Annotated in this window: 24 protein-coding genes; 8 read left to right on the top strand and 16 right to left on the bottom strand. The window is 54.0% G+C overall.

Annotation, left to right across the window (positions count from 1 at the left end):
• The 4 genes from C7K08_RS06770 to topA all read right to left on the bottom strand — a co-directional run.
• Positions 1–1,000: nicotinate-nucleotide--dimethylbenzimidazole phosphoribosyltransferase family protein (locus C7K08_RS06770; protein ID WP_106499882.1), on the bottom strand; the 1,000-nt coding region annotated here is incomplete at its 3' end.
• Entirely contained in the window at positions 987–1,631 is a 645-nt protein-coding gene (locus C7K08_RS06775) for a DUF2232 domain-containing protein (protein ID WP_106499883.1), read from the bottom strand. The genes C7K08_RS06775 and C7K08_RS06770, both read right to left, overlap by 14 nt.
• Complete coding sequence (locus C7K08_RS06780) at positions 1,621–2,016, bottom strand: hypothetical protein (protein ID WP_106499884.1); 396 nt, start codon at positions 2,014–2,016, stop codon at positions 1,621–1,623. Before C7K08_RS06780 ends, C7K08_RS06775 begins: the two co-directional genes overlap by 11 nt.
• Positions 2,016–4,748 (bottom strand): type I DNA topoisomerase, encoded by a 2,733-nt coding sequence (topA, locus tag C7K08_RS06785; RefSeq protein WP_106499885.1) that lies wholly within the window; start codon positions 4,746–4,748, stop codon positions 2,016–2,018. The genes C7K08_RS06780 and topA overlap by 1 nt, the downstream gene beginning before the upstream one ends.
• A gap of 125 nt (positions 4,749–4,873) precedes the next feature.
• Between topA and C7K08_RS06790 the strand changes: the two genes are divergently transcribed.
• The 4 genes from C7K08_RS06790 to C7K08_RS16830 all read left to right on the top strand — a co-directional run bounded on the left by C7K08_RS06790 (position 4,874) and on the right by C7K08_RS16830 (position 8,540).
• Positions 4,874–6,397: an NAD(P)H-quinone oxidoreductase subunit N gene (locus C7K08_RS06790; RefSeq protein ID WP_106499886.1), complete on the top strand. Its 1,524-nt coding sequence runs from the start codon at positions 4,874–4,876 to the stop codon at positions 6,395–6,397.
• Between the two features lie 5 nt (positions 6,398–6,402).
• Positions 6,403–7,092 carry an ABC transporter ATP-binding protein gene (locus tag C7K08_RS06795; RefSeq protein ID WP_106499887.1) on the top strand — a complete coding sequence of 230 codons (690 nt, stop codon included), beginning with the start codon at positions 6,403–6,405 and terminating at the stop codon, positions 7,090–7,092.
• Positions 7,093–7,174: 82 nt separating this feature from the next.
• Positions 7,175–7,567: a hypothetical protein gene (locus C7K08_RS06800; protein ID WP_106499888.1), complete on the top strand. Its 393-nt coding sequence runs from the start codon at positions 7,175–7,177 to the stop codon at positions 7,565–7,567.
• 139 nt (positions 7,568–7,706) lie between these two features.
• Entirely contained in the window at positions 7,707–8,540 is an 834-nt protein-coding gene (locus C7K08_RS16830) for a bluetail domain-containing putative surface protein (RefSeq protein ID WP_423218690.1), read from the top strand.
• A 10-nt stretch (positions 8,541–8,550) separates the two neighbouring features.
• On the opposite strand, the gene C7K08_RS16740 is transcribed toward C7K08_RS16830, so the two are convergent.
• Genes C7K08_RS16740 through C7K08_RS06835 form a run of 5 tightly spaced genes read right to left on the bottom strand, consistent with a single transcriptional unit; the run spans position 8,551 to position 12,383 of the window.
• Positions 8,551–9,465 (bottom strand): M23 family metallopeptidase, encoded by a 915-nt coding sequence (locus C7K08_RS16740; RefSeq protein ID WP_106499890.1) that lies wholly within the window; start codon positions 9,463–9,465, stop codon positions 8,551–8,553.
• A gap of 33 nt (positions 9,466–9,498) precedes the next feature.
• A complete protein-coding gene (locus C7K08_RS06820; protein WP_106499891.1) occupies positions 9,499–10,113 on the bottom strand; it encodes a biotin--[acetyl-CoA-carboxylase] ligase in 615 nt (204 codons plus the stop codon).
• Positions 10,091–11,275: an aminotransferase class I/II-fold pyridoxal phosphate-dependent enzyme gene (locus C7K08_RS06825; RefSeq protein WP_106499892.1), complete on the bottom strand. Its 1,185-nt coding sequence runs from the start codon at positions 11,273–11,275 to the stop codon at positions 10,091–10,093. The genes C7K08_RS06820 and C7K08_RS06825 overlap by 23 nt, the downstream gene beginning before the upstream one ends.
• On the bottom strand, positions 11,262–11,582 hold the full coding sequence (locus tag C7K08_RS06830) for a thioredoxin family protein (protein WP_106499893.1): 321 nt from the start codon (positions 11,580–11,582) through the stop codon (positions 11,262–11,264). Before C7K08_RS06830 ends, C7K08_RS06825 begins: the two co-directional genes overlap by 14 nt.
• Positions 11,583–11,615: 33 nt before the next feature.
• On the bottom strand, positions 11,616–12,383 hold the full coding sequence (locus C7K08_RS06835; RefSeq protein ID WP_106499894.1) for a PspA/IM30 family protein: 768 nt from the start codon (positions 12,381–12,383) through the stop codon (positions 11,616–11,618).
• A gap of 45 nt (positions 12,384–12,428) precedes the next feature.
• Between C7K08_RS06835 and C7K08_RS06840 the strand changes: the two genes are divergently transcribed.
• On the top strand, positions 12,429–12,920 hold the full coding sequence (locus C7K08_RS06840) for a DciA family protein (RefSeq protein WP_106499895.1): 492 nt from the start codon (positions 12,429–12,431) through the stop codon (positions 12,918–12,920).
• Positions 12,921–12,934: 14 nt separating this feature from the next.
• Here the strand turns inward: C7K08_RS06840 and C7K08_RS16835 are convergent, their stop codons facing one another.
• From C7K08_RS16835 to C7K08_RS06875, 7 genes are read right to left on the bottom strand one after another with little or no spacing between them, the layout of a single operon-like run.
• Entirely contained in the window at positions 12,935–14,110 is a 1,176-nt protein-coding gene (locus C7K08_RS16835; RefSeq protein WP_106499896.1) for a beta-barrel domain-containing protein, read from the bottom strand.
• Positions 14,107–17,118, bottom strand: coding sequence for a peptidase domain-containing ABC transporter (locus C7K08_RS06850; protein WP_106499897.1), 3,012 nt, complete (start codon positions 17,116–17,118; stop codon positions 14,107–14,109). The genes C7K08_RS16835 and C7K08_RS06850 overlap by 4 nt, the downstream gene beginning before the upstream one ends.
• A gap of 17 nt (positions 17,119–17,135) precedes the next feature.
• Positions 17,136–17,891, bottom strand: coding sequence for a peptidylprolyl isomerase (locus C7K08_RS16840; protein WP_106499898.1), 756 nt, complete (start codon positions 17,889–17,891; stop codon positions 17,136–17,138).
• A gap of 6 nt (positions 17,892–17,897) precedes the next feature.
• Positions 17,898–19,664 (bottom strand): ArnT family glycosyltransferase, encoded by a 1,767-nt coding sequence (locus tag C7K08_RS06860; protein ID WP_106499899.1) that lies wholly within the window; start codon positions 19,662–19,664, stop codon positions 17,898–17,900.
• Between the two features lie 6 nt (positions 19,665–19,670).
• Positions 19,671–21,674 (bottom strand): NAD-binding protein, encoded by a 2,004-nt coding sequence (locus C7K08_RS06865; RefSeq protein WP_161955828.1) that lies wholly within the window; start codon positions 21,672–21,674, stop codon positions 19,671–19,673.
• Positions 21,675–21,695: 21 nt separating this feature from the next.
• Complete coding sequence (locus tag C7K08_RS06870; RefSeq protein ID WP_106499901.1) at positions 21,696–22,757, bottom strand: glycosyltransferase; 1,062 nt, start codon at positions 22,755–22,757, stop codon at positions 21,696–21,698.
• Complete coding sequence (locus C7K08_RS06875; RefSeq protein WP_241537116.1) at positions 22,754–23,689, bottom strand: DMT family transporter; 936 nt, start codon at positions 23,687–23,689, stop codon at positions 22,754–22,756. The genes C7K08_RS06870 and C7K08_RS06875 overlap by 4 nt, the downstream gene beginning before the upstream one ends.
• Before the next feature lie 79 nt (positions 23,690–23,768).
• On the opposite strand from C7K08_RS06875, the gene sppA reads away from it, so the two are divergent.
• The 3 genes from sppA to C7K08_RS06890 all read left to right on the top strand — a co-directional run.
• The gene (gene sppA, locus C7K08_RS06880) at positions 23,769–24,554 is read left to right on the top strand and encodes a signal peptide peptidase SppA (protein WP_106499902.1); all 786 of its coding nucleotides are present in this window, start codon (positions 23,769–23,771) and stop codon (positions 24,552–24,554) included.
• A complete protein-coding gene (aroH, locus tag C7K08_RS06885; protein WP_106499903.1) occupies positions 24,551–24,934 on the top strand; it encodes a chorismate mutase in 384 nt (127 codons plus the stop codon). Before sppA ends, aroH begins: the two co-directional genes overlap by 4 nt.
• Before the next feature lie 217 nt (positions 24,935–25,151).
• Positions 25,152–25,534, top strand: a 383-nt coding sequence (locus tag C7K08_RS06890; RefSeq protein ID WP_161955829.1) for a DUF2808 domain-containing protein, incomplete at its 3' end; no start/stop codon positions are given.

The following is a 25,534-nucleotide window of genomic DNA, read 5'->3' on the forward strand; positions in this document are numbered from 1 at the left end:
TAACAAATCCCAGCTCATAGTCCCGCAGGGCTTGCTGTTTGCAGTTATCAAAATGCAAATTKGMATGGSYRAGCAAAGGYTCCACCCCATAGCTGGCACCCACCCGAATCAGTAACTCAGCTAATTCACTGCAGGCCTCTTGCATCACCCAAGCAGTGGTAACAACRGCAAAMCGCTGGGCCATCACTTGGCGCAAGGGCARCGCTGCCCTTGCCAGCGCAAGGGCCAAAACGGCCGCCATTTGRCTKCCMCCCGCCAGCAACAGCTGCGCTTCACTGCCRGGYRCCTGRGCAATTCCCTCCAGCAGCCCAAGCGAAAAGGCCTGGAAKGGATCCCCCARGGCCGCTAACACCGCCAATGGCTGCCCCAGCTCACAGCCACGGGCGATCGCTGCCGCAATCCCCTGCTGCACCAAAGTTGCCCGCAGCCCATGGGGCGGTACCCGCATACTGCCGCTCACCAAACCAGCCACATCAAGGCCTAAMCCGCTGAGCACWGCCTCTGCKGTGCTGGTGCCCCCAGGCACGCATTCAGCAAGCACCAACAAACCCTGCGGATGGCATTGGGCCCAGCGATARCCAAGCCTYWGGCCCTGCCGATGGAGTTGCAACACCGCGGCATCTTCCATCGCCCTGCCACTGCTCAGGCAACGGGCTGGGCTACCGCCAAGCCGGATGTGGGGAATCCCAGGGGCAACGGCGCAGCCGGCATCCACCACCAGAGCAGGCAGGCCTAGGTGCTCCAGCACACACCAACTGATCAAAGCAGGGCTCACCCCCGCCATCAGGGGTGGCAGGCCATGGGGACACTTGGCCGCTGGACCCATCAGCAGCAGCTCTGCATCAGCTGCAGCGGTGAATTGCCTGCTGGCTGGTGTGGCACCGGCCGCTGAGATGCCAGGCACCTCAGCGGTGGCCGTAGCAGCAAGCACCAGCATCACCTGGGCTTCCCCTGCCCCTAGGGCGTTTGAGGCTGAGCTGCGCCAGCTAGAGAGGGTCAAGGGCCAACAGGGGGCGTAGCAGGGCAGGGGGGGCCGGTAGTTCCTGCTTGAGCCGCGGGAATACCCAATGGGCAACCGCATGCAATGCCAGCAGGTAGATGAGGTTTTGCAAGAGCAAAAGGCCAAGGGCTAACAATTCCACCTGCTGCAGATCCGGCGCCCCCAGCAATTGCAACCGTTCCGCCAAATTCTCCAGCAATCCAGCCGCTGCGCTGGTGATCACCACCCAAAGATTTTCGCCCAGCAGTAGCGACAACACCGCCACCCTCACCAACAGGCCGCCAGTGCCGATTAACAAACCAATACCAATCGAAAACCACCAACTAATCCGCCTACACCAACACCAACCCAACCAAAGCGCTAGGGCGCCATAGGGGAAAAGCATCATTGGCCCCCGCACCGGACCCATCAACACCGTTAACAGCAACACCGACACCGCTACGCCCTGAAGGGCTGCGCGCCCCCCCTGGCGCAATTGCAATAGGGCTAAAGGCAAAGGGATTGCCAATCGAAAAATGGCATCACCAATGGGCAGGTAATAAATGGCAACCCATAGCAAACCGGTGCTGGCTGCCATATAGGCCGTTTCAGTTAGGCGCCTCGCCTCCCGCCGCCGCTGATCAACGGCCATCGCCCTGCCTCACCCTTTCGATTGTTTCCACTTCAAAGGGCAAATTGGCAGCCCTCAGGGCACGGGTTAAAGCCTCTGCAGGGGCGGCGGGGTCGGTGGCGGGTAACCGCAAAAGCACCCGGTAGGGCACCGGCTTTTGCTGTTCTGCCGGTTCTGGTTTTTGTTGAATCGGTTCCACCGCTTGCGGAACTGGTTTTGGTATTTCTGGTTTTTGTGGTTCTGGCTTAATTACTGGTTTTGGAGCAACAGCAACGGGTTGAGTTGTTGTTTTTGTTGTGGCTGGAGTGGGGCCAAAACTATTGCCCAATTGCTCTCCAATTGGGGTATTGCTGCACGCMGCCAAAGCAAACAGCACTGCCATGGCGGCCAACCGCAACCAAGCCATCAGCTATCAGCCGCCCTAATAATCCGCACCGCACTGGCCCGGGGTCGCCCAGCCTTGGTGCCGGTAGTGCGACTTGTGGCTTTGGGTTTACTGGCTGTTGTGGTGGTGGATTTCGGTGCTTTAGCAGCTTTAGGTGTTTTGGCTGTTTTGGTTGCTCTGCTCGCTTTTGCTGTGGATTTCTTAGTGGCAGCCTTGGCCGCCAATAGTTCAAGCGCCTGTTCCAAGGTGATGCTTTCCGCCGTGGTGCCCTCAGGCAAGGAGGCATTCACCTTGCCCTGCTTCACATAAAGCCCATAGGGRCCATCAAAYAGCTGGATTGTTTCCTCTGAGCCCTCAGGAGTGCCCAAATCTTTTAGGGCAGTGCGGCCACCGCGACCTTTTTTGGGAACGGAGAGCAACTCCATCGCCCGCTCAAGTTGCACGAGCAGCACATCATCTTCTGCTTTTAAGGAGCGGTAATCCTTTTCGCCTTTGCCTTTGTCGTGCACCACATAGGAGCCAAAKCGCCCCAAGCCCGCCTGCACCTTGCCCCCATCGGGGTGCTCCCCCAGCAGCCTCGGCAGTTGCAGCAGTCCGCAGGCAATCTCAAGACTTAGATCCTCAGGTTTGGTGCCCTTTGGCAGGGAAGCMCGCTTTGGTTTTGGAATTTCCTCACTGGCTTGCCCCCTTTGCACATAGGGGCCGTATTGACCAAACAACAAATAAACGGCTTCACCGGTGCTCGGATCAATGCCAAGGCTTTCCGGGCCATCTGCYTTTTGCTTAAGCAGCAATTCAGCGTGATCGGCATCTAAATCAGCGGGGGTTAGATCCAAGGGCAGGGTGGCCTTGATCAATTCCTCCTCRCCATTTTCCCCCGGACGTTTTGCCTCTAGGTAGGCGCCAAAGCGGCCGATGCGCACCACACAGGGCAGCCCCTCYAATTCAATCGTGCGTGAGGTGGTGGGATCGATATCACCCTCCCGCTGGGCCACCTGTTGCTCTAAGCCTTTCTCACCGCGGAAAAACTGGTCGAGGTATGGCAGCCACTGGGCTGAACCGTTCGARATTTCATCGAGGGTGTTCTCCATCCGCGCTGTGAAACCAGGATCCACCAGATCGGGGAAGTGCTCCTCCARCAGGGCCGTTACGGCAAAAGCGGTAAAGCTTGGGGTGAGGGAATTGTTYTGCAAATTTGCGTAGCCGCGATCGCAAATCGTGCCAATGATCGAGGCATAGGTGGAGGGCCGGCCRATCCCCTCTTTCTCCAGAGTTTTTACCAAGGCCGCTTCGCTAAAACGCGCCGGCGGYTGGGTTTGGTGACCMAGGGCCTCACAGGAATTACAGCTGGGCTTATCACCGGCCACCAGGGGTGGCAAAAGCACTTCCTGGCCCTCAAGGGCGGCRTCAGGGTCGTCGCTGCCTTCCACGTAAGCCCGGAAAAARCCAGCGAAATCAATGCGCTTGCCGCCGGCCCTAAAGCGAGCATTTGCCACATCGATTTGGGCACTCACCATCGTGAGCCGGGCATCCGCCATCTGGCAGGCCACCGTGCGCTTCCAGATCAGTTCATAGAGGGAGAGATCAAGGCCGTTTAAACCCGCTTCAGCCGGGGTGCGAAAGCTTGAACCCGCTGGCCTGATTGCCTCGTGGGCCTCCTGGGCATTTCTGCTTTTGGTGGAATATTGGCGCGGCTGGGGGCTGAGGTGGTCCGCCCCGTATTTCTCCTCCACACAGGCCCGGGCCGCTGTRATCGCCTGATCACTCAATTGCACCGAATCGGTGCGCATGTAGGTRATAAAACCGCGCTCATAGAGCCCCTGGGCCGTRCGCATTGTTTCGCGGGCCGAAAGGCGCAACTTGCGGTTTGCCTCCTGCTGCAGGGTGCTGGTGGTGAATGGTGGGGMCGGCTTGCGCAGGGTGGGTTTTTCCTCCACCTCAGCCACCCGCCAAACCTCGGAAGCAATCGCTTTGAGCAGGCCCTGGGCGTCGCTTTCAGTGAGCAATCGCACCTTGGTGCCGGCCTTGATGGCACCGGTGTTTTCATCGAAATCAGCACCGGTGGCAATGCGTTCGCCGGCCAGYTGGTTCAGCTTTGCCTCGAACTTCACACCTCCCTGCTCCAACTGGGCCTTTAARTCCCAATAGCTGCCGCTGTGGAAWGCCCTGCGGGCCCGTTCCCGTTGCACCAGCAAGCGCACCGCCACCGACTGCACCCGCCCTGCSGATAGSCCCCAGGCMACYTTTTTCCAAAGCARYGGTGAAACYGTGTAACCCACCAAGCGRTCRAGAATGCGSCKGGTTTCCTGGGCRTGCACCAGCTCCATGTTGAGCTCACGGGTGTCGTTAAGGGCGCGCTTAATCGCGTCTTCGGTGATCTCGTGRAACACCATCCGCTTAACGGGCACCTTCGGATCAAGGAGCTGCAGCAGGTGCCAACTGATCGATTCCCCCTCCCGGTCTTCGTCTGTGGCCAGCAGCAGCTGATCTGCCCCCTTGAGGGCRTCYTTTAACTCCTTAACAACTTTCTTTTTATCCTTCGGCACCACATAGAGGGGCGCAAAGTTTTCACTGGTATTCACCCCCAGGTTTGCCCACTTTTCCCCCTTGTGGCTGGCTGGGATTTCACTGGCGTTATTGGGYAGATCWCGCACGTGCCCCATGGATGCCTCCACCCGAAAGGTGCGCGGCAAAAAACCGCGAATCGTGCGGGCCTTGGTGGGGCTCTCAACGATGACAAGGGTGTGGGACACAGGCTGCCGGGGCAGGTAAAGAACAGGACCGAAACCGCAGGTTAGATCCGCAGTCCATGGTGGACCGGGACCAGTCCGATGGACAGGGCTACCATCCGGCTTAGGACGGCGCCGACCCAACTGCAATGGAAACCCTGGCCCAGTCGYTAAATGCTGGGGCAATTGCGCCCGAARCAGCACTCCTARTYACCCTGCTGGCCTGCCTTTTGGCGGATTTAGCAGGGGAAAAGGCAGCGGCAAGATTCGTGCCACCTTTTTGCTACATCGGCCTMGGCCTCTGTTTGGGCTTACTTGCCCTGCAGTGGAATCAACCGGCTGCACCGGCATTTTTTGCATCTTTCATCAGCGACAACCTCTCGGTTGCCTTCAGGGCAGTGGTGGCAACTTCCACCCTGTTATCGCTATTGATTAGTTGGCGTTATGTGGAACGCAGCGGCACACCGGTGGGGGAATACGCCAGCATTCTTTTGGCTGCCACCGTTGGGGCAATGCTGCTCTGTGGCGCCACCGATCTGGTGAGCATTTTTGTTGCTTTAGAAACACTTTCAGTGTCGAGTTATCTATTGGCGGGCTACATGAAGCGCGATGCCCGCAGTTCAGAAGCAGCACTTAAATATCTRCTTGTTGGTTCAGCTGCCGCGGCCGTATTTCTCTACGGCACCTCRCTGCTTTATGGCGTGAGTGGCGGCTCYACAAATTTGGCTGGTATCACCATTGCCCTGCAGAGCAGYGCCACGCCCTTAACGGCCCTGGCCTTAGTTTTTGTTCTTGCAACAGTGGCATTCAAGATTTCAGCGGTGCCSTTTCACCAATGGACCCCTGATGTTTATGAAGGATCGCCAACCCCTGTGGTKGCTTTTCTTTCCGTGGGYTCGAAAGCGGCAGGTTTTGCTTTGGCATTGCGCTTGCTGGTGGGTTGTTTTGGCAGCTTTGAGGCCCAGTGGCAGCTGCTATTTACCGTGTTGGCTGTGTTGAGCATGACCCTTGGCAACGTGGTTGCCCTTGCTCAAACATCAATGAAAAGAATGCTTGCCTACAGCTCAATTGGCCAGGCTGGTTTTGTGATGATTGGCTTGGTTTGTGGCACCGAGGAGGGATTCTCGGCGATGGTTTTATATATGGCCGCCTATCTATTTATGAACCTTGGCGCCTTTGCCTGCATCATTCTTTTCTCCCTACGCACCGGCAGTGATCGGATTTCAGACTACGCCGGTTTATATCAAAAAGATCCCCTAATCACCCTTGGCTTGAGCCTGTGCCTGCTATCCCTTGGCGGCATACCACCAATGCTTGGGTTCTTTGGCAAAATATATCTATTCTTTGCCGGCTGGGCCGATGGCCAATATCTATTAGTAGTGGTGGGTTTAGTTACTTCAGTAATTTCAATCTACTACTACATCTCAGTTATCAAGATGATGGTGGTTAAAGAACCGCAAGAGGCATCTGATGTGGTGAAATCCTATCCAGAACCCACCTGGAAATTACCTGGTTTGCAACCACTSCGCACCGCCCTTGTGGTGTGTTTACTCGTTACCGCAGTGGGAGGAGTGTTATCAAATCCACTATTTGTTTGGGCAAATCAAGCGGTGGAAGGCACACCACTACTCAAAGAAGTTATTGCTGCTAGCGGCCGCCTGCCCACCGGTTAATCAGCATGGCTATCAATCCCAGCCCTGGGGCCGTGGCTGAACTAATTAATATAAGCAAAATTTATGGAGCGGGCGCCACTGAGGTACGYGCCGTTAACGAACTAAATCTCAAGGTTTTCAAAGGCGATTATCTCGCCGTAATGGGTACATCCGGATCAGGCAAGAGCACCGCCATGAATATTCTTGGCTGCCTTGATCGCCCCAGCAGCGGCAGCTATTGGTTRCAGGGTCAAGAGGTTAATAAACTCAGCGACGATGAACTCGCCACCTTAAGGAATCGCCATCTGGGTTTTGTTTTTCAACAATTTCATTTGCTCTCAAACATGAGCGCCCTTGAAAATGTTGAATTGCCCATGATCTACGCCAATGTTCCTGTGGCGGAGCGCAAGGAGCGTGCTGCTGCAGCSCTGCAACGGGTGGGACTTGGTGAACGCTTAAAAAATAAACCAAATCAACTCAGTGGTGGCCAACAACAACGGGTGGCCATTGCCCGAGCAATAATCAACCGGCCAGCGCTGTTGCTGGCGGATGAACCCACAGGCGCCCTTGATTCAGACACCACCCGGGAGGTTTTAGCCATCTTTGATCAACTAAATCAAGAAGGCATGACCGTTTTACTGGTTACCCACGAACAAGATGTGGCCCAACGCGCCCAACGGGTGYTGCTATTCCGCGATGGCCACATCGCCAACTAAAGCCAACTTGTTAGCAGGTGCTGCTAATCACCATCGATCGTGCCCAATACCACTTAGAAGCTTGCCAGTTGCCCACATAAAAATGTTGAGCGCTCCAGAAAACCAATCTTTCACTGGTGTTCAGCTATTACGCGACCAGGCCGCCACCTTGTTTGAACGGGGCGGATGGCAAGTGCTATTTCGCTGTAGTGGTGGAAACCGCCTTAGTGCAACCCTTCTGGATCCCAGTGAGAGGCTGCAAGTAACGCTTGAAATTCCTTCCAGTGATGATGGCAGTGATTGGACCCTTTGGCTGGAGGCTTGCGCCGAAATCCCAACAACCGTGGGCGGCGCCCTAGCCCAACCCATGGGTATTAAACAAATGCTGGATGTGGCCCGCTGGCTAGAGGGGCCGATTAGTGAAATTGAAAGGATGGCCCTTAAAGCAGAGAGCCAACTCGTACTTCAAATTGCAGGCACAGGGCCAAACAGCTGAGCCTGTGATCAAGATCACAAAAACTTGAGATGTTAATCAAAGGCTAAAAGCRRTGCRMCAAATAATTTGATTATGCCCTCAAGCAATTCACCGACCAAATCCAGCAATYAATYTAACCGGCACAGATAAYGCYGATGTAATGMTTGGTGATGCAAATAGCAATASCTACAGCTCAGGAGCTGGYGACGATTTAATGTWTGCCTCAGCAGGWAGCGATAGCCTCAGTGGCGGSGCTGGYGCAGACATYRTTGATTACTCAAGAGTGAATGCAGATCTCACTTTTTCCCGCGGCGGAGTTMTRRCYAAAWCAGRAGGCCTAGGTACGGATAYAATATCAAATTTTGATATTGAAGTAATTAAAGCCAAYCCMAAMAGAATTAACACGATMGACGGCTCCACTGGCACCACGGCCTCATTAAATGTARATCTAGCCAACAACTTGCTAACGATCAAYAATTTACCCRGAATCGGTAGCGCCAGCCTCACTGTGGAACATTTTCAAAATGTTCGCGGCTCCGAAAATGCTGATATTATTACCGGTAGCAATGYTGAAAACGAYCTTTCTGGCGGCGCTGGTAACGATTTAATYAGCGGTTTATCCGGAAGCGATAARCTAACCGGTGGTGCAGGCAACGACACATTTAGCTTTGGCCGWGGCGAYTCCTTGCTGACGGGCTTTGATCGAATCACCGATCTRSAAATYGGCGYWGATCAAATTGATGGYTTAGTKGCRARTAGTTCTGTTCGCAATTTTGGCTCTGTTSGCAGTTTAARCGCAGSSGATCTWGGCCAAGTKCTAAAYARCAGAAGCTTTGGCGCAAACCTTGCCGCTAGCTTTAGCTTAGGTTCAGGTAGTGGCACCCGAACTTTTCTTGCTCTTAACGACAACAGAGCCGGATTCCAAGCCAACAACGATATGGTGATTGAAATAACTGGTTATAGTGGCAACTTGAGCGATCTACAAATTGTTTAAGTTCACTATCYTAAGTTTTGCGCTCTAGRCCCTTTAGCAATTGATCAAATAATCCCGTAAGTAGATCTTGTTTGCTRCTTAATGCACCACTGGGGGAAAGGCTGCCGGGATCAACCGCCACCCAACCCCCGGCGTCGGGGCGGCGCAATTCAAAGTGCAAATGGGGACCAGTACTAAGACCTGTGCTGCCAACCCTACCGATTACTTCACCCTGGCGCACYTGTTCACCGGATTGCACAAACARTTCCGACAGGTGGCCGTAGAGGGTGCGGCGCTGGGGATTGCGGTGTTCYAATTCCACCGCAATTCCATAGCCACCTGCAAGRCCTGCACTAACAACTTTGCCAGCCAGGGCAGCCACCACCGGCGTTCCTTCTGGAGCAGCTAAATCCTTGCCGGCATGGAGAATCATGCTTCCTAAAATCGGGTGCATCCGCCAGCCAAAATCACTGCTKGTTACAGCACTACCGATCAAAGGAAATATCAAACTGCGATTGCCATTTCCAAGCAGAGGTGCTGGCCTCGGCGTAATCCTAAACACTTGGCTAAGGGAAAAACTKCCCTCGCCCCCCACTAAAAGAGCAGAAACCGGAACACTCAATGGTGCAAGTGGCAAACCATCTGGGCCRCCAAATTTTGCATTTTTATTTTTAGCAACGAATGCAACTCCCTTGGCTCKGGCGCATTCCCTTTGGCTCRTCACTCCGGAACTACATAACTTTTCTAGGTTTGGCACATCTCGCTGCYCCGGTGCACTGCGTTGRGGATAATCCCCCTGGCGCAACTGYTGGCTTTCCTTGATGGTGATTGCCCCCTCCCGCTCCAACTCCTGCAGTGATTTATCAAATATCAAAGGTGGTTCTTCCGCTGGCAACATTTGAGCCAACAGCGGAAGCAGCAAGGGCAACATAAATAGTTTGTACATTTCAGGTGTGTAATCAGGTTGAGGGTGATTGCGTTAATTCAGAGCCAACCTTTCCAGTGCTCTTAAACCTATGTGCACCAATTTAGGCCAGGGGGGGCAGCGGCTACCAAGCAATTGTTCAAGGGTGATGCCCGGAGGACGGATTGAATGGCGCCCATTGAGGCCAATGCCAAAGCGCACGTGGCGCACCTGCCCGCCACGCCACRCCACAGAGGTGAGCACTCCCGCTAATTTTTGCTGCCCCACCATCAAATCATTGGGTGGTTTTAGATGCAGTTCYGCCCCTAGGCCAAGSGGTTCTAATTCCGCCATTAGGGCAGCTGCCATCAACAATGGCAAGCGATCCGCCGCTGGTGGCTCTCCGCCCCAAGGGATTGCAGCACTTAACCAAAGGCCACCAGCGGGTGATTGCCAATGGCGTTGGGCCGTGCCCCGACCAAAGCGCTGCTTTTTTGAAACCACCGCTATGGGCAAAAGCGGTTGCGCCGCCAACCAGTGGCTTAAGAGGGGTTCCGTGCTGGCACAAACCGGCAGCACCCGCAGCCGCCAGGCCATGCGCAAATCAAGATCACGCSTTCTACGCAGCAATCGACCGCCACAGCCTGCCGCCAATAATCCACTCAATTCAGCACCCCARCAGGGCYGCATTTAGCCGCTTGGCCGCCACMARCAACTGGTTTGTTTCCGCCACMAGRGCAAGCCGCACCCAGCCCTCACCRCCAGCACCAAAACCAACGCCTGGRGTGAGCGCCACCCCACTGCGTTCAAGCAACCAAGCGCAGGCAGCTTCACTGCCRAGGCTTCTCAAGCTTTCGGGCAGTGGCAGCCAYAGATARAGGGCCATTGAAGCTGGAGGCACCCGCCAACCGCCTGCGGCCAGGGCAGCTGCCATGGCATCACGCCTCTCCTTATAAATAGGCCTTAGCTGCTGSGGCCAGCTGGCTAGTTGCGTTAACGCAACCGTGGCACCCGCCTGTAAGGCCAGCGACTGATTGAAATCAACCACCGCCTTCACCTGCCCWAGGGCTTCAATTAAATGGGCGGCCCCAACGGCAAAACCRAGGCGAAAGCCRCCAAGGCACCAGCCYTTTGAGAAGGAAAAAAATTCAATCCCAYTTGTGCGCCACCCMTCCGATCGCAATAGGGCAGGCGCTTCCCCTTCAAGGGCAAGATCAACGTAGGGATTGTCGTGGGCAAGCACCGCCCCTTGCCGGTTTGCTAAGGCCAGCGCTTCATCCAACCAGCCCTGGCAGCCAGTGGTGGCCGTTGGATTATGGGGGTAGCCCAGCATTATTAATTTGAGCTGCTCTWGTTCACTGCTGGCTAGCCGCCCAAAGCAAGGGCGCCAGCCATCCTCTAAGCCMAGGGGCAGCAGCAGAGGTTCAGCACCCGCCAGCACCATCCCACCGCGATGGCTTGGRTAGCAGGGATCAAGCAACAACGTGCGATCACCAGGGTTTACCAARGCAAGGGGTAGATGGGCTGTGCCCTCCTGGGAACCCACCAGCAGCAGCACCTCCCGCTGGGGATCMACCTGCAGCGCAAAGCGCTGCTSCACCCAACTGGCYACYGCTTCACGAAAGGGCAAGGTGCCCGCCTGCAGGCAATAGGCCGCACTGGCSGGCTCCAKCAATTTGGTAGCAATGGCTGAAAGCACCTGGCTTGGAGGCTGCAGATCAGTGCTCCCCAAGGAGAGATCAAGCAGGGGATTCAGCTGGGCTGCWGTTGATGCCGCRTAGGAACGTTTGCGCTGGTCCATGCGGGCAAAAATGCCCGARCCAAGGCGTTTAAGCCGCTCAGAGATGGGCATCCACAAAAGCCTGCAGCTGSGGTTTTGCCATGGCCCCTTCCCAACGGGCCAGTTCAACACCAGCTTTAAAAAGRATCAGGGTTGGTAAACCTTTTATTTGCAATTGATCGCGAACAACTGGGTTKGGATCGGCCTCAAGTTTTCCAACCCGTAARCCTTCCCCATAGGTGCTTGCTGCCCATTCCATCAATGGAGCCATCAAGCGGCAGGGGCCGCACCAGGCGGCCCACACATCAACTAARACAAGCGMTTCGGCATTTAGAACCTCAGCTTGAAAATTGGCATCAGTTAGTTGATGAACAGTCATGGAAAAAGTAGGGATGAAAKTTGCGGAGGATATTTAAAGRTTGTCGATTGAACGCTTCAACTTCTCCAATTCGTCGTCTACTTCAGCGGCCTGGGCTGGCAAAAGCTCAGGTTTTTTGCTGTCGTCTGGCAGGGCAAGGGGTGTGGGGCTAAGGCTTGCCTTGAGGGCCGCCAATTCTTGATCAACATCACCGCCGGCTTCCAGGGCTTGAAAACGACTATCGAGGTCTGCCCCTGCCAATTCTGCCGCCGCCTGGCCGCGGGCCTCTAAAGACAACACTTTTTCTTCCATGCGATCAAAAGCCGCCATGGCCGAATCGGTATTTAAACCACCAACGGCCCCCTGCAACTGGGCTTGGGCCTGGGCTGCTTGGGCCCGGGCCTTRAGCATGTCTTTTTTGGTGCGCGCCTCGGCGATCTTGCCTTCAAGGGAAAGCAAATTCTTTTTTAGATTTTCCACCTGMCCCGCCTGGGTGGAAAGTTGGCTGTTTAGGGCAGTTGCGGTTTCTTGATAGGTTTTACGGCGGCTMAGCGCTTCTTTAGCAAGYTCCTCTTCCCCTTTCTTAAGGGCGAGAGTTGCTCTTTCATACCAGGTTTTAGCTTGGCTTTCAGCCTGCTGGGCTTGGTTTTCAATCCGCTTTTGGCTAGCGATAGCCGAAGCCACCGCCTGGCGTAATTTGATCAAATCCGATTGCATATCGGCAACGGATTGATCAAGAATTTTGGCTGGATCCTCGGCTCGGCCCACCAAATCATTGAGATTGGAGCGAAGCAAACGGCTTAAACGGTCGAAGAAGCCCATGGGGGCAGCACATCGGCAGCAACACAACGACCCTAGCCTTTTCTGATGCCTAATTACCTACAACCACCYCGGCCCCAGCCAGCAAAGGCCCTTGCTAAYTGCCTWAAGGAACTAGAAGCAAACTGGCATGGCCAGGCACCCATGGCAGCCCTTTGGCAGGCATGGCCGCAAATTGCAGGGGCTGAGCTGGCCGCCCACTGCAGGCCACTACGGATACARGGCTCSGTGCTYTGGATTGGCGTAGAGCAAGCCCATTGGTTAYTGGCGCTGAGATATGCCAAACACCAATTACTAGGTGCCCTGCGGGGGGCGGGTTTTCCGTTGCAACGGCTCGAACTRGAGCAGAGGGTKCAAAGTCCCCTKGCTGATTTAGCAAGTGGTGATAGTGCCGCCAGTTGGGCTAATCACCCAAGCCGCGTTGATGTGCACGGCATTGCTGCCTGCCCCCGTTGCGAGATCCCMACACCCGCCGGTGAAATAAAGCGCTGGGGTTGCTGCTCCCTATGCCTGAGGCAAATCGAACAAATAAATATTTAAAACAACTAAAACAATTAAGTTGTTGGTGATCTGATTGGCTTCAGGGCATCAAAGGCGCGGTCGATCACATCKGTKAGCAGGGTAATAACACGCTTYTCCCTCAGCACTAAATTCGCGCTTAGGGTTTCGCCTGATTTAARGGCATAGGAACGTCCATTTTTTTCTAACTTTTGTTGGTCAAGCTTAATTAGAACAGGGAAACGAGGTTGGGGRTTCTGYTCATCTGGCGGCAACGAATCAGTGGATATGCGCTTAACACGGCCCTTGATCGAGCCAAATTCAGTGAAWGGATAGGAATCAAGCCTCACTTCGGAGAATTGGCCAACTTTAACGAAACCAATATCYTTACTRGTAACATAAACTTTAGCCTGCAATTTATCAAGGGGAACAATTTTCAGAAGMGGCTCATTAGGGGCTACTGCATAACCTTTACTGGTGGGTGTKAGGTCGAAMACTTGRCCGCGCACAGGCGATTTTAGYAATTCGGTTTGGAGTTGCTCCTTAACTTCAACCCTTTGCCTTTCCAGATCGGATAGTTGACGATCGCTTTCCTTGCGCTGCTTAAGTAAATCCGAGTTCACCTCATCTAATTCAGCATCAGTTTGCCGAATTGCAGATTCTGTTTGAGCAATCTGAGAGCGCATTTGCTGGCCCTTRTCCTTCTCTTGCATATACTGAACTAARCCCATCCCCCCCTGCYTAGTTAAATAATCTARGCGMCGTAAAATATCTTCCTGATTAACTAAAGACAGCTTCTCRCTATCACGTTTTGMAATTAAACTTTGACGTTTTGCYTGCAGGTTWTCCAAGCGGGCCCTACTGGCATTTGCCTGCTCYGWAATCCGTTGTTGCTCGATTAATAGCTGCCTASTTACATTGCTTTTTTGGGCCTGTGATTTATCAGTATCAAAGCGAATTAGGGGCTGCCCTGGTTCAACAACCTGCCCCTCCTTCACAAAAATCTCCTCAACCACAGCACTTTGAACAGCCTTGATCGGCTTAACAGCGCCGGCCGGTTCAAGGTCGCCCTGGGCTACCACCACCTCATCAATTTTTGCCAGCAGGGCAAACAAAAAGGCAAAACTAGCTGTGCCGATCAAAGCCCACACAACCGCCTTGCTCCAGCGGGGCGAGGGCCGAAGCCTTATTTCCTSAAGATCAGAGGGATCGCGACGAACTAAATTGCTCATACCAAGGCAGCCTCCTGCTGGCGGAATAAGGTGGCATATCGGCCACCAAGGGCCATTAAGTCCCCATGGGGGCCCTGTTCCACCAGGGCTCCATTATGGAGAACTAAAATRTGATCAGCATGGCGCAAATTKCCCARGCGATGGGTAATAAACAGCACCGTACGTCCGCGGTAAGCTTCGCTTAAATTACGGGTTAATTGTTGCTCCGTATCAACATCCAAAGCACTGGTTGCCTCATCTAGCACAAGCAATCGGGGTTGTTTAAGAATCATGCGCGCTATCGCTAAACGCTGCCTYTGGCCGCCGGAAAGCCCGGAGCCCCTTTCGCCCACGGAACTGCTATATCCAGCTGGAAGCTGTTGAATAAAYTCATGGGCGCAGGCTACTTTTGCRGCATTAACGATCTCTTCAAAATCAGCATCGGGCCTTGTTAAGGCGATATTTTCCTGAACGGTGCCATCAAAAAGCAAACTGTCTTGTGGTACCACACCTATCTGGCGGCGCAGGGAATATAAATCAACCTTGGAGATATCATTGCCATCAAGGCGAATGGTTCCCTCCAGGGGATCGTAGAGACGCGTTAATAACTTAAGCAGTGTACTTTTCCCAGATCCACTGCTGCCAACAATACCAACAAAACCGCCGGCTGGAATATCAAAATCTATGTTTAATAGCTGCAGCTGGCCGCTGCTGGCAAAGCGGAAATTGACCCTYTCRTAGCTGATGGCMCCGCTGATTGGCGGCAGCGGTGGGAGATTTTCCCCGGCGATTTCAATCTCCTGGGGATGGTCAACAATATCGGAAAGCCGCTCCAGCGAAAGGGCTGTTTCTTGAAAATTTTGCCAAAGCGTAGCCAGCCTGAGCAAGGGGCTTGTTACGTAGCCAGATAAAATTCTAAATGCAATTAAYTGCCCCAAAGTTAGCTTGCCTTGCAATACCAAACCTGCACCAACCCACAACACCARCAAGCCKGATAACTGTTCTAAAAAGTGGGAGGCAGAACCAGCTGCAGTGCTGGTGATTGTGTTGCGAAAACCCGCAGCGATYTGGCCRCCATAGAGCTGCTGCCAACGCCAGCGRCTATGTAATTCCATRCCTTGRCCCTTAACTGTTTCCATGCCGCCAAGGGTTTCAACCAAATGGCTCTGAACTTGGGCATTGGATTCAGCTTGTTCCCGCAATTGTTTGCGAATTACAGGGGCCGCAGCTGCGGTTAAACCAATGAAAAAYGGGATAACCCCAAGGGCCCAAACAGTGAGGATTGGGCTATAWAGCAACATAACTGCTATATAAATAACTGAAAAAACCGAATCCAACACAACCGTAAGTGCAGTGCCGGTAAGGAATCTGCGTATCCTTTCCAATTCATTCACMCGGCTGGAAACTTCACCCACGGGCCGYTTGGCAAAATAACTGAGTGGCAACCTCAGCAGATGATCAATAATGGTTGACSCCAAAGATATATCGATGCGATTKGTGGTGTCGCTAAATAAATAGGTGCGCAATGAACCCAARATCGCCTCAGCAACMGCCATTGCCACCAGCAGCGAACCTAAAACATTTAAGCTTTTTAAATTACCCTGAGATATCACAGCATCAATAATTTGTTGAATCAAAAGTGGATTCAACAAAGCAAAAAGTTGCACAAAGAAACTGGCAACTAAAACCTGAATTAAGATGCCTCGATGTTGTTTAATTGCCGGCAGGAACCAACTCAAGCCAAATCTTTCTTTTGGTGTGGTGTTAGCCCGCTCAAGGGAGAGRATTGGCAAATTGCCCTTCTCATCTAGCAATTGGCTGAATTCAGCTTCCGGCAGTTTTCTTTGGCCGCTGCGGGGATCGCCCAGCAAGARGCCATTGGCATCGGCCTGCCAGATAACCACTGGATGGCCAGCCTCCAGGGCAATGGCTGGCAAGGGAATGCGGTTCACGGATTTAAGCGGCACTTCCAACATCGAGGCCCTTAAACCCAACAGATCAGCAACGGCTGCTARTTGCATCAAACCAAGGCCCTTGCCTTCAGCTCGCTGTAATTGATCGGCCAAAATCCKGCGAATTACATCCCTCCTAAAAGGAAGATCAAAACTGCGCGACAACATGCGCAATACCGCAAATGGTTCCTCCAATTCCCCCTGTCCGGAAATATGGGGGAAGCTGCCGTCATCGCCAATGCGGCCATACCAATCCTGCAGGGCCTCCATTTGATTGAGTTGGGGCACCAGCTCACTGCCTTCAATCCATTCCGGCTCTAAAACCTCCACGTGMACATCAACATSCWCAGCAACYWGYTCAGGATCCAATTGACCTGCGATTGTTGACTGARCGGAGCCAGCCACACCAAYTTGAGGTGGCCATGGTTCAGGCCTTGGAATTAAACGCACCGGCAATCTTCCTTGCCGAGCAAGCACTAAACCGGCGGGAATGTTCTCACCCACCTCATGGTTTGGCAGGCAACCTGTGCTCAAGAGCCAGTTGCCTTCKGGCACWGCCTCCTGGGCACCAAGCAAAGTAAGCGCTGGGGAGGCATCTGCCTTTGCTGCCCAATCGCGCAGGGCACGGCCCCTGGGTAGATCGGCAATTTTGGATCCACTMAGCACGGCATAGCGCTCAGGCAGGCCGCCGTCTTTAAAAAACTCCAGCAATTCCTGATGGCGATTAACCAATTCAAGAAATTGCGCCGCCGGCAGCAACCAGCCTTTTGAAACCAYCGACGCCGCCAATACTTGGCCGGAATCTCCCCGCAATAGGGGCAGCCAACCGGCGATGGCCCCAGGCGTAAGCAATTCCARGGTGAAGGYTTCACCCCTTTGATCCTGGGCCAGCAGCCGCAGCTGCCCYTCCACAAGAATCAAGATCCCTGGTGGTAACTCATCAAAACCATGCAAACGGGAACCCGGCCTCAACACCAAGGGCTTGAGGGCTTGAGCAGCCTGGGCCTGCTCAACCGGGCTTAAAAAACTAAATGGCTTGGTGGAAGCCAGCAGATCAAGGGCAGCTGTAATCGACATCTGGGCTCAGCTGGCCTTCAATTCACTGCCYCATTATGGGYAGCAAKTGCATTTTTAACTTCATTTCGCAGCCAGTCGTCTCCCTGTTCAAGGATCAAACGGCGCTGGAGTGCTTCGTCTAGCTGGGCRCCTTTTCGCCCTTCCAGCCGCACAATGATCCACCAACCCTCCAAYTGCTTTGGGGGCCATARCTGACCCACYTGGCTTATCTCAAGCAACTTGCTGAGGGCTGGGTGGGGAGTGGAAAGCGGCACTGGGCCAATTTTGCCGCCACTGCGTTGTTCCGGRCCCTCTGAGTATTGGGCGGCAAGATCTTCAAAGGCCACCTCCTGCTCCTGCAATTGCTGGTGCAATTCCGCTGCTAAWTCGCCRTCRCGCAAGCGCAGTAATGAATAGGTAACTTCGTCAAATTCAGCCTTGCGGCGCAAAAATTCATGCTCAACCGTTGCTGAATACTGCTGCTCRCACCACTGCTGCCAGCGCAATGGCAACTGGGCCATGGCCTCAAATTCGCCGCTGCTAAGGCCCTGCAACTGCAAAAAMGCCTGCARTTGCTCTTGGYTTTGGATTTGGATCTGCTGGCACAAGCCCCCTAGAGCCTGCTGGGTKGATTCTGGGTTTGGAGTKGGGATTTCCACTACCGCCTGCTCCATCAAGCGGTGGCGCCAGGCCGCTTCCAGCAAACCAGCCCTTGCCAGGTCTTTATTGCTGAAATTGGTATTGCTCAAATCCGTTGCAACCGTCACGCAATTGTTCACGAACTGCCCATTCATAGCTGGTYAGTAGCGCTCTGGGTTGGGCAACTGCCAGGTGGMTGGCACMCCGGCGGCCGCCAATCGGCCAGCCTGCTGCTGCAGAGCCGAGCGTTGCACCCTCCAGAGCTGATAAACGCCCTGGCTAGCCAGCACCGARCGGGGCACCAGYTGCCAAAAGGATTGGCTYGCRGTGGTTTTATCGATCACCAGCAATAAAGAGGCAGCTTGCTTTGTTTGTTTTTYTTCTTCTAACTGCAATCGCTCCCCCAAATTGCGCAGGCCTGAAGCTGGGCGCCCTTCATAGATCACCACTTGYTTTGTGTAGTAGTGCAGCGATGGYTTGTTTATACCCACCATCGCTAATRCTTCGCCAGAACGCATTTGTTTTTGCACCGCCGCCGCAATTACYCGCACAGGCCGTTGCCGAATTTGATCAATTAGTTCTGCCGTTGGCACCAAACCAAACAATGGCCAAACCACAAGGGGCAATTGAAAACCCAGCAGCCAAGGGAAATTAAAAAAATAATTSCTTTGGCTTAAGCCGCCCACCAGGGCTGCAACCAGAAAACAAAACCCACTGCGCTGCACYGCACCTAWTGCCAAKAGTTGGGAGGAAAGGCCAGGCATTTCCGGATCGTTGATAGCGGGCACCCAAAGGGGGGCAAGTAAAAAGCCAATTCCCATCAATGCTGCGATTGCAATGGAACACCAGCGGGCACGGCTAAGCAGCCCTTCAGGGGTCCTGGCCAGGGCAATTAAAAGGGCCATTGCCGGGATCCCAGGCARCAGGTAGCTGGCCAACTTCGTAGCCGAAATGCTGAAAATCAGCARCACCGCCAACAACCAACAAGCTGCAAAACGGGGCAAGCTGTTTGGCGGGGCAACAGTTTTTGCTGCCATCGCAAGTTCATGGCCAAAACCAAGCAAAAGCATGGGGGTGGCGGGCAAACTGGCAATMACCAAAACCACCCCAAAAAACCACCAGGGKCCTGAGTGGTGATTCACCACTTCACTAAAACGCTGCAGGTTGTGGTAACCAAAAAAACTGTCTAGGAATGGTTTTCCCTCCCGCCATAGCTCCAGCAGATACCAGGGGGCGGCAAYGCCAAAACTAAGYAGCAASCCCCGGCCWGGAGCTAATGCCCTCAGCAACCGGCCCAAATCCCGCTGCCAAAGGCCAAACAACAGGAGGCTTRCGCCSGCTAAAACCAAGGCCACTGGCCCCTTGCTRAGGATCGCAAGCCCCAAAAAAAACCAGCTGCCCCATGGCCATTGCCTTGATTCAGCCCCATAGGCCCGCCAAAAACCGAGCATTGCAATGCCAAGRCAGGCAGTGAGCAGRGGGTCACTAACGGAAACCCGTCCCCAAAGCAGCACCAAMGGCGAAAGGCCAAAGGCAAGGGCTGCCGTAAGCGCCTTGGCGAAGCCAGCCCGGGGCTCCTGTTTAAAAACCGTTGCCGCCAATGCAGCCATCAGGGCCAGCATCGAAAGGGCCGATGGCAGATTTGCCGCCATGCTGCCAAGGGGATCCCAATGGCGGGGCAAGAGGCTTAGGCCACCAATTAACCAATAGATCAAAACTGGCTTATCAAAGCGGGGATGGCCATTTACCCGAGGGGTAAGCCAATCGCCGCTGTCGGCCATGGCTCGCCCTGCCGCCGCAAATAGGGCAGGGGTTTCATCCAATTGGCCAACGGCACCTAAGCGCCAAAGAAATAGCAAGGCCCCCAGGGCAATGGTTAAACCCAGCAGCCAGGCGAGCCGGTGGGATTGTTGCAAGGGTTTAAACATGCAAGCCTATGAATCGCAATGGTTTGCAGGCACTAATTCACAATTAACGCCTAATCTTTTAAGGGCCTGCTCTAATAAACGTCCAGGCACCTGATAGATGGAGGGTGTTAACTGGGGAGCCAATTTACAATCGAGATAGGCCGCCATTTCACCCGGGGATGCACCTAAATAACGGGCTAAGGCCACTTGAATATCRAAAATTGGCGCATTTGGGCGCATTCCTCTGATTTCCAACATCCAACAACGTTTTTTCAATTGTCCTGCTTCTACTTGGCGCAGGGCGTTTAAACCCGCCAAAACCACCAAGCGATCACCTGGCTGCARGATCCGCTCCGGATTTGGCAAAGCGATTGGTTTGATTGCCCCATAACCGATCAGCACCAATGGGATAAGCCCATAGCCACCGGCCACCGTGCCAAGGCTTAGGCCATTGAGTGTGTCGCTTGAAGTTATTTTGTAATCGATTATCAAYAGATTCTCCTCCGCCAATCGCAACACCCCYCGAACCCGTTCGCCTAGGGCGGTTGCCACCACCGCATCAGCTGCCACTTCAAGGGGGTTGATCACCTGCATGCCCTCGAATAGGGCATTGAAATTGCTGGATTGGGATAGGGAATGGGATCGCACAGCAAGGCGCACATCTGGCCATTTCTGTTGCAACTCAAGGGCAACACTCAGATTTGCCATTAGGTCGTCGGAGAGAACACCCACCGCTTGGCAATGGCAATGGCGCAGGGCTTTTAAAGCTCGATCTAAACTTTCATAGGCTTCAGCCTGGAATTTTTCTTCCACCCCTSTGCTCTGCACTTGCACCACTTGAAATTTCTGCAAACGCAGTTGTTGCCTTAGCCGGGTTGCAAGTAAACCGCCATCAAGCAGCAACACATAGGGCGTAGCTGCAGCGAGTGGTTTTGGTTCCTGGCTGCCAATTCGGGCCGCCAGCAAACGATCCAATATCAAAGCCACCAGCCAAGCCGTTAGCAATGTGCCGCCAAGGGCATAGATCAAAGCCAATGCTGCAAGGGGGAAATGGGCTGTTATTAATTCAGAATTAGCGCCATTAATAATGAAGCTAAATGCATCAAGATATTCACCCTTTAGCAAGGMGAGCGTAAGCATTAGTCCCCGCAAAGGGGAACCAGCACCAAATAAAAAGCTACCGATTAATAACAACAGCAACAGGCTTATTAACCCCCAAGCAAGCAATGAATTACGGCGTTGCTGTAAACGCAACAAGGCATCACACACCCCCTCCCAAAGCAAACGTAATTGGGCCCACCAAATGCTTAAACGTTTATGGCGGTAGCGGGGGCGAGTTTTTAGGGTGCTGGCCAGTTCCAACCACAGCAAACGATCGCCAGCTGCTGGTTTGGTATCAAGGTTCCACCAACCACTTGCTGCCGGGCCCGCGGGCGCTTCACCGGCGGGGAACCACTGCACCAACCGCTGCATACGACCCAATTGATCAAATAGATCACGRCTGGCGGCCTGCTGCTGCACAAYGCTGCGCACCACAAACAACTCCCCCTCCACATCAAATGCCGCCTCTGTGCCATCGGGCCTTAAGGCATTGGCAAATACYCCAGCGGTAAGCAGTTGGGGATCAACGATCACCAACCCAGGCAGGCGGGCTTGCAATTGATTTTCAAGGCCGCTGCTGCCTTTGCTTGAACGCACCACCAGCTGGGCTTTTGGGTTAAGCAACCGCACCTGCAAAGCAGCTTCCAGGTTCACGCCACTGTCTTGGCTGAGCAGTAAAACAGCCCTTGCCGTGGCMACCCCTGCTTCGAGCAGTGATTCGGGGTTGCGCATATCTCCGATAAATGTGACCTCTGCCAATGCCCTCCCCAGGGCCAGATCAGTCCACTTGGGTGATTTGCGATCAAGGCAGCGAATCGGCAAGTTGAAAGCCATGAGGCTGCTAAGGCATGCCTGGCCAAGGGCCCCAAGGCCACAAACCAARATGCCTTCATTGGCGGAATCAACAGGCTGATTGTTAATTGAATCCAAGCGGGGATCTAAGAATTCAATTTACTGGGGTTGTGTTAACCAATTMTCCAAGCGCAAGGCAAATGCCTCGAGGCTGAAGCGCTCTTTTGCCTTTGCCCTGCATACCTGGCGATCTAAAGCCAACACCTGGGGCAACCACTCAACAAGGGCTTTGATGCAATCGGGCTCCACCAAAGCACCGCTGATGCCTGGGTCAATCAATTCAGCTGGCCCGCCGCGGCGATAGGCCAGCACTGGCACACCGCAGGCCATGGCCTCCACCACCACATTGCCAAAGGCTTCATTCCACTTTGGGGTGTTTAACAAAACGGCGCAGTGGCCCAGCTCTGCTTGGAACTGGGCGGTGTTCAGAAAACCTCTCCACTGCAGAGTGCCCTCAGGCACRCTTGCTTCCACCGCCTCTGCGTAGGCGTGATCYTCCTTTAAACCCCACACCGCCAGGGGCCACCCCCATTGCTGGGCAACCTKGGCGGCATCCTCCAAACCTTTTTCAGGGGCAATTCTGCCGGCCCAACCCAACAGCTTTTGCGGCGTTGCTTGAAATTGGTATTGGCTGAAATCAAACCCATTTKCCATCAGTTGGGGGGCAGCTGGTAGGTCGAAATCCGCGGCTTGGGCGGCAGTGTGAAAAGCAAGTCTTTTGGGAAAGCGGGCGGCCGTTGCGGCAATCAGCTGGTCCATCGCCTCGCCCACACTGCCCATGCTCACCAAATGGAAAAGCGGTGTGCGGCAATGGGGGGTGAGCCAAAGGGGTAGCCAGTCGTAGGCAAGGTTGAGCAGCAGATCAAAACGATCCTGTTCCTGAAGGGCCCGATCCCAAAAACGAGCTAACAGTGAATTGGCTGGTATTTGCACGGCTGCTTGACGCGGTTGGTGTTGCCAACTGGCCTGGGGGACACCGGGCTCCAGCCAGAGCTGATCCAGCAAACCAGCCTCTAATTCACTGCCGCTGGCGGCCACCAAGGCCATTTGATGGCCGCGAGCTTTTAACCCCTTCAGCACGGCCAAAAGAGTTAGCTCCACGCCACCACCCAAGCCCTTGCCCAGGGGGCCCATGGGGGTGCTGATAATCAAAATTTTCATTGAATTAGCTCCTGCTGCGGCTGCCAAATATCCCTGCGTCTATTAATCAAAAGYACTGAACTAAGCGCTAGGGCCACACCTAGCCACTGCAATAAACGCAAATTTTCATCCAGCCAAAACACACTGCTGGCCAAGGCAAAAACAGGGGTTAAAAACGTGAGGGAGGTAAAGCCGGTGAGGTCGCCTTGGTTGGCAAACCAAAAGAACAAGCCGTAGGCCAAGGCACTACCAAGCARGCTGGCATAGGCCATCAAACCCCATTCGGAAAGGCTTAGCTGGGGAAAAGTTCTGGGGGTGTTAACCAGGCTCATGGCCAGTAGCGGTAGTCCGCCAAAGAGGAGATGCCAACCGGTTACTGCCAATGGATCGCTGTGGCGACAGGCCCAACGGCAAAGCAACGTTCCCACGGCCATGGCCGCTGCGGCCAACAACATCAGCAACTCACCCCGTTGGGGCAAGGCCAAGCCAAGCACCGGCGGCCCTTCAAGCAACCAATGCTGCARCACSCCAGCCGGCAAGCCGAGGCAAAGGATGCCGCCAAAACCGAGCAAAAGGCCCATCCAACCCACTGGATTGATCAATTCGGCTAGAAAAAAACGAGCCAGKAGAGCCACCATTAGGGGCTGGGAATCGATCAACACCGAACCAAGCCCCGCCCCTATTTGTTGCAACCCCTCCGCCAATAGGCCCTGAAATAGGGAGCCATCCACTAGGGCAAAAACTAAAAACCAGCCACGATCGCGTTTATCTATTCCTAACKGACGCCCCAAWAGTTGAGCGGCAAGCAGGATCACCAAGCCAGCTGGCAGCATCCGCAACCAGGCCAGTTGTAGGGGGGAAAGCTCCTCTAGCAGGGGTTTCATCGCCGCCATCGCCGTACCCCAAAGGGCAAAGGGGAGCACCATGGCAAGCCAACGCAACCAAGGGGGCACGGCAGCGCTTCAGCAGGCTTGAGCCTAAAGACCCGGGCCTGCATAGGATCCGCCTGTGATCTGTTTGAGTGCGGCACCCATGGTTTGGCCCCTGCGTCGTTTACGCCGCAAACGTATTGCTCGCATCTGCCTTGAAGGGCCCATCGCCGGCGGCGCCCGCAAAAGGGTGCTGAAGGCCATCCGCCAAGTGGAGGAGCAAAAGTTTCCGGTGCTGYTGCTGCGCATCGATAGCCCCGGTGGCACGGTTGGCGACAGCCAAGAAATTCATCAGGCCTTGATGCGATTGCGGCARAAAGGCTGCCAAATTGTTGCTAGCTACGGCAATATTTCAGCCTCGGGGGGCGTTTATGTGGGCAGTGCCGCCAATCGGGTGGTGGCAAATCCAGGCACAATCACCGGCTCAATTGGGGTGATTTTGCGGGGCAACAACCTAGAAAAGCTGTTGAAACGCCTTGGCGTGCGCTTTGAAACAGTAAAGAGCGGTGAATTCAAAGACATCCTCTCCCCCGATAAACCACTTTCCGATGGCGWGCGGGAAATATTGCAAGCCTTGATTGATAGCAGCTACGGGCAGTTTGTAAAAGCTGTTGCTGAGGGCCGCGGCCTTAGTGAAGAGAGTGTTCGGGCCTTTGCTGATGGCAGGGTATTCAGTGGCGCCCAGGCTTTGSAATTGGGGTTGGTAGACCTGCTTGGCGATGAAGAAACAGCTCGGCTTGAGGCGGCGCGGCTTGCAAATTTAGATCCAAACAACAGTTCACCCGTAACACTGGGCAAGCAAAAACAAGGGGTATTACAAAAGTTGAGGCAACAATTACAACTTGAATTAGGCCTGGGGGGACAACCACTCTGGCTCTATCAACCATGAACGATCCAGCCGTTAGCTTGCGGGCCCTGCGGGGGGCCACCACCGCCGCGGCCAATAACGCCGCCGCCATGGAGGAGGCAGTTGCWGAATTRCTTGATGAGTTGATGCAGCGCAATGGCTTGGGTGGCGCTGCAGTTTTGAGCGCAATATTTTCGGTAACTAAAGATTTAGATGCTCTTTTCCCCGCCTCAGTGGCAAGGCGAAGGCAGGGATGGGATGGCGTAGCCCTGCTTGATTGCCAGCAAATGGCTGTGGCAGGCGATCTACCCCGCTGCATYCGAGTGYTGGTGCAGGCCTGGTTACCCCAGGGTCAAGAGGCCCAACATGCTTACCTGCGGGAAAGCCAACGCTTGCGGCCAGACAGATCTTGTAATCAATAGGTGTTGAAATTGCTGACAGCTCTCGGGCCGGCCTAGGGAAACCCATAACAAGAAGCGTGTTTATGAGAATCAAATAATCAATAGAGGCAAAGCAATGCTCAAATCATTTCGTCCTTTGGCTTACCTAGCTGCAGCAGCWCTGGTAGGGGCCACTGGCCTTGGCTTGGCATCGCGCCAAACAGTGAAAGCCCAGGGWTCCGTTGGCACCCCATCAATTTTGGAATTCCGTTGGGATGGCAATAAGGATTTCAAAAAGCTTTATTACTATGTTTCCAATACAGAACGCACCCAGTGGGGTGAATATTTTTTAGTTTTGAGGGCTAAAGATCGCAAAGCAGCKATCCTTAAATTATCGATTACGATTCCAAGTTATTTCAATACAAATATCGATCCTAAAAACGTTAAACTCTGCTACACAAGCGTTGGCGGCTATGCCAAACGCACCAAATGCGAAGAAACTATTCCTGCTGAAATACAACTAACCGATAACGGCAAACGCATTGATATCTTCCCCACAACTCCAGTGCCACCCGATAAAGCAATCGCCGTTGTTTTCAACGTATCCAACCCTGTTAATGGTGGAATGTTCCAATTCAATGC

Source organism: Synechococcus lacustris str. Tous, assembly GCF_003011125.1.
GTDB lineage: Bacteria > Cyanobacteriota > Cyanobacteriia > PCC-6307 > Cyanobiaceae > Synechococcus_D > Synechococcus_D lacustris.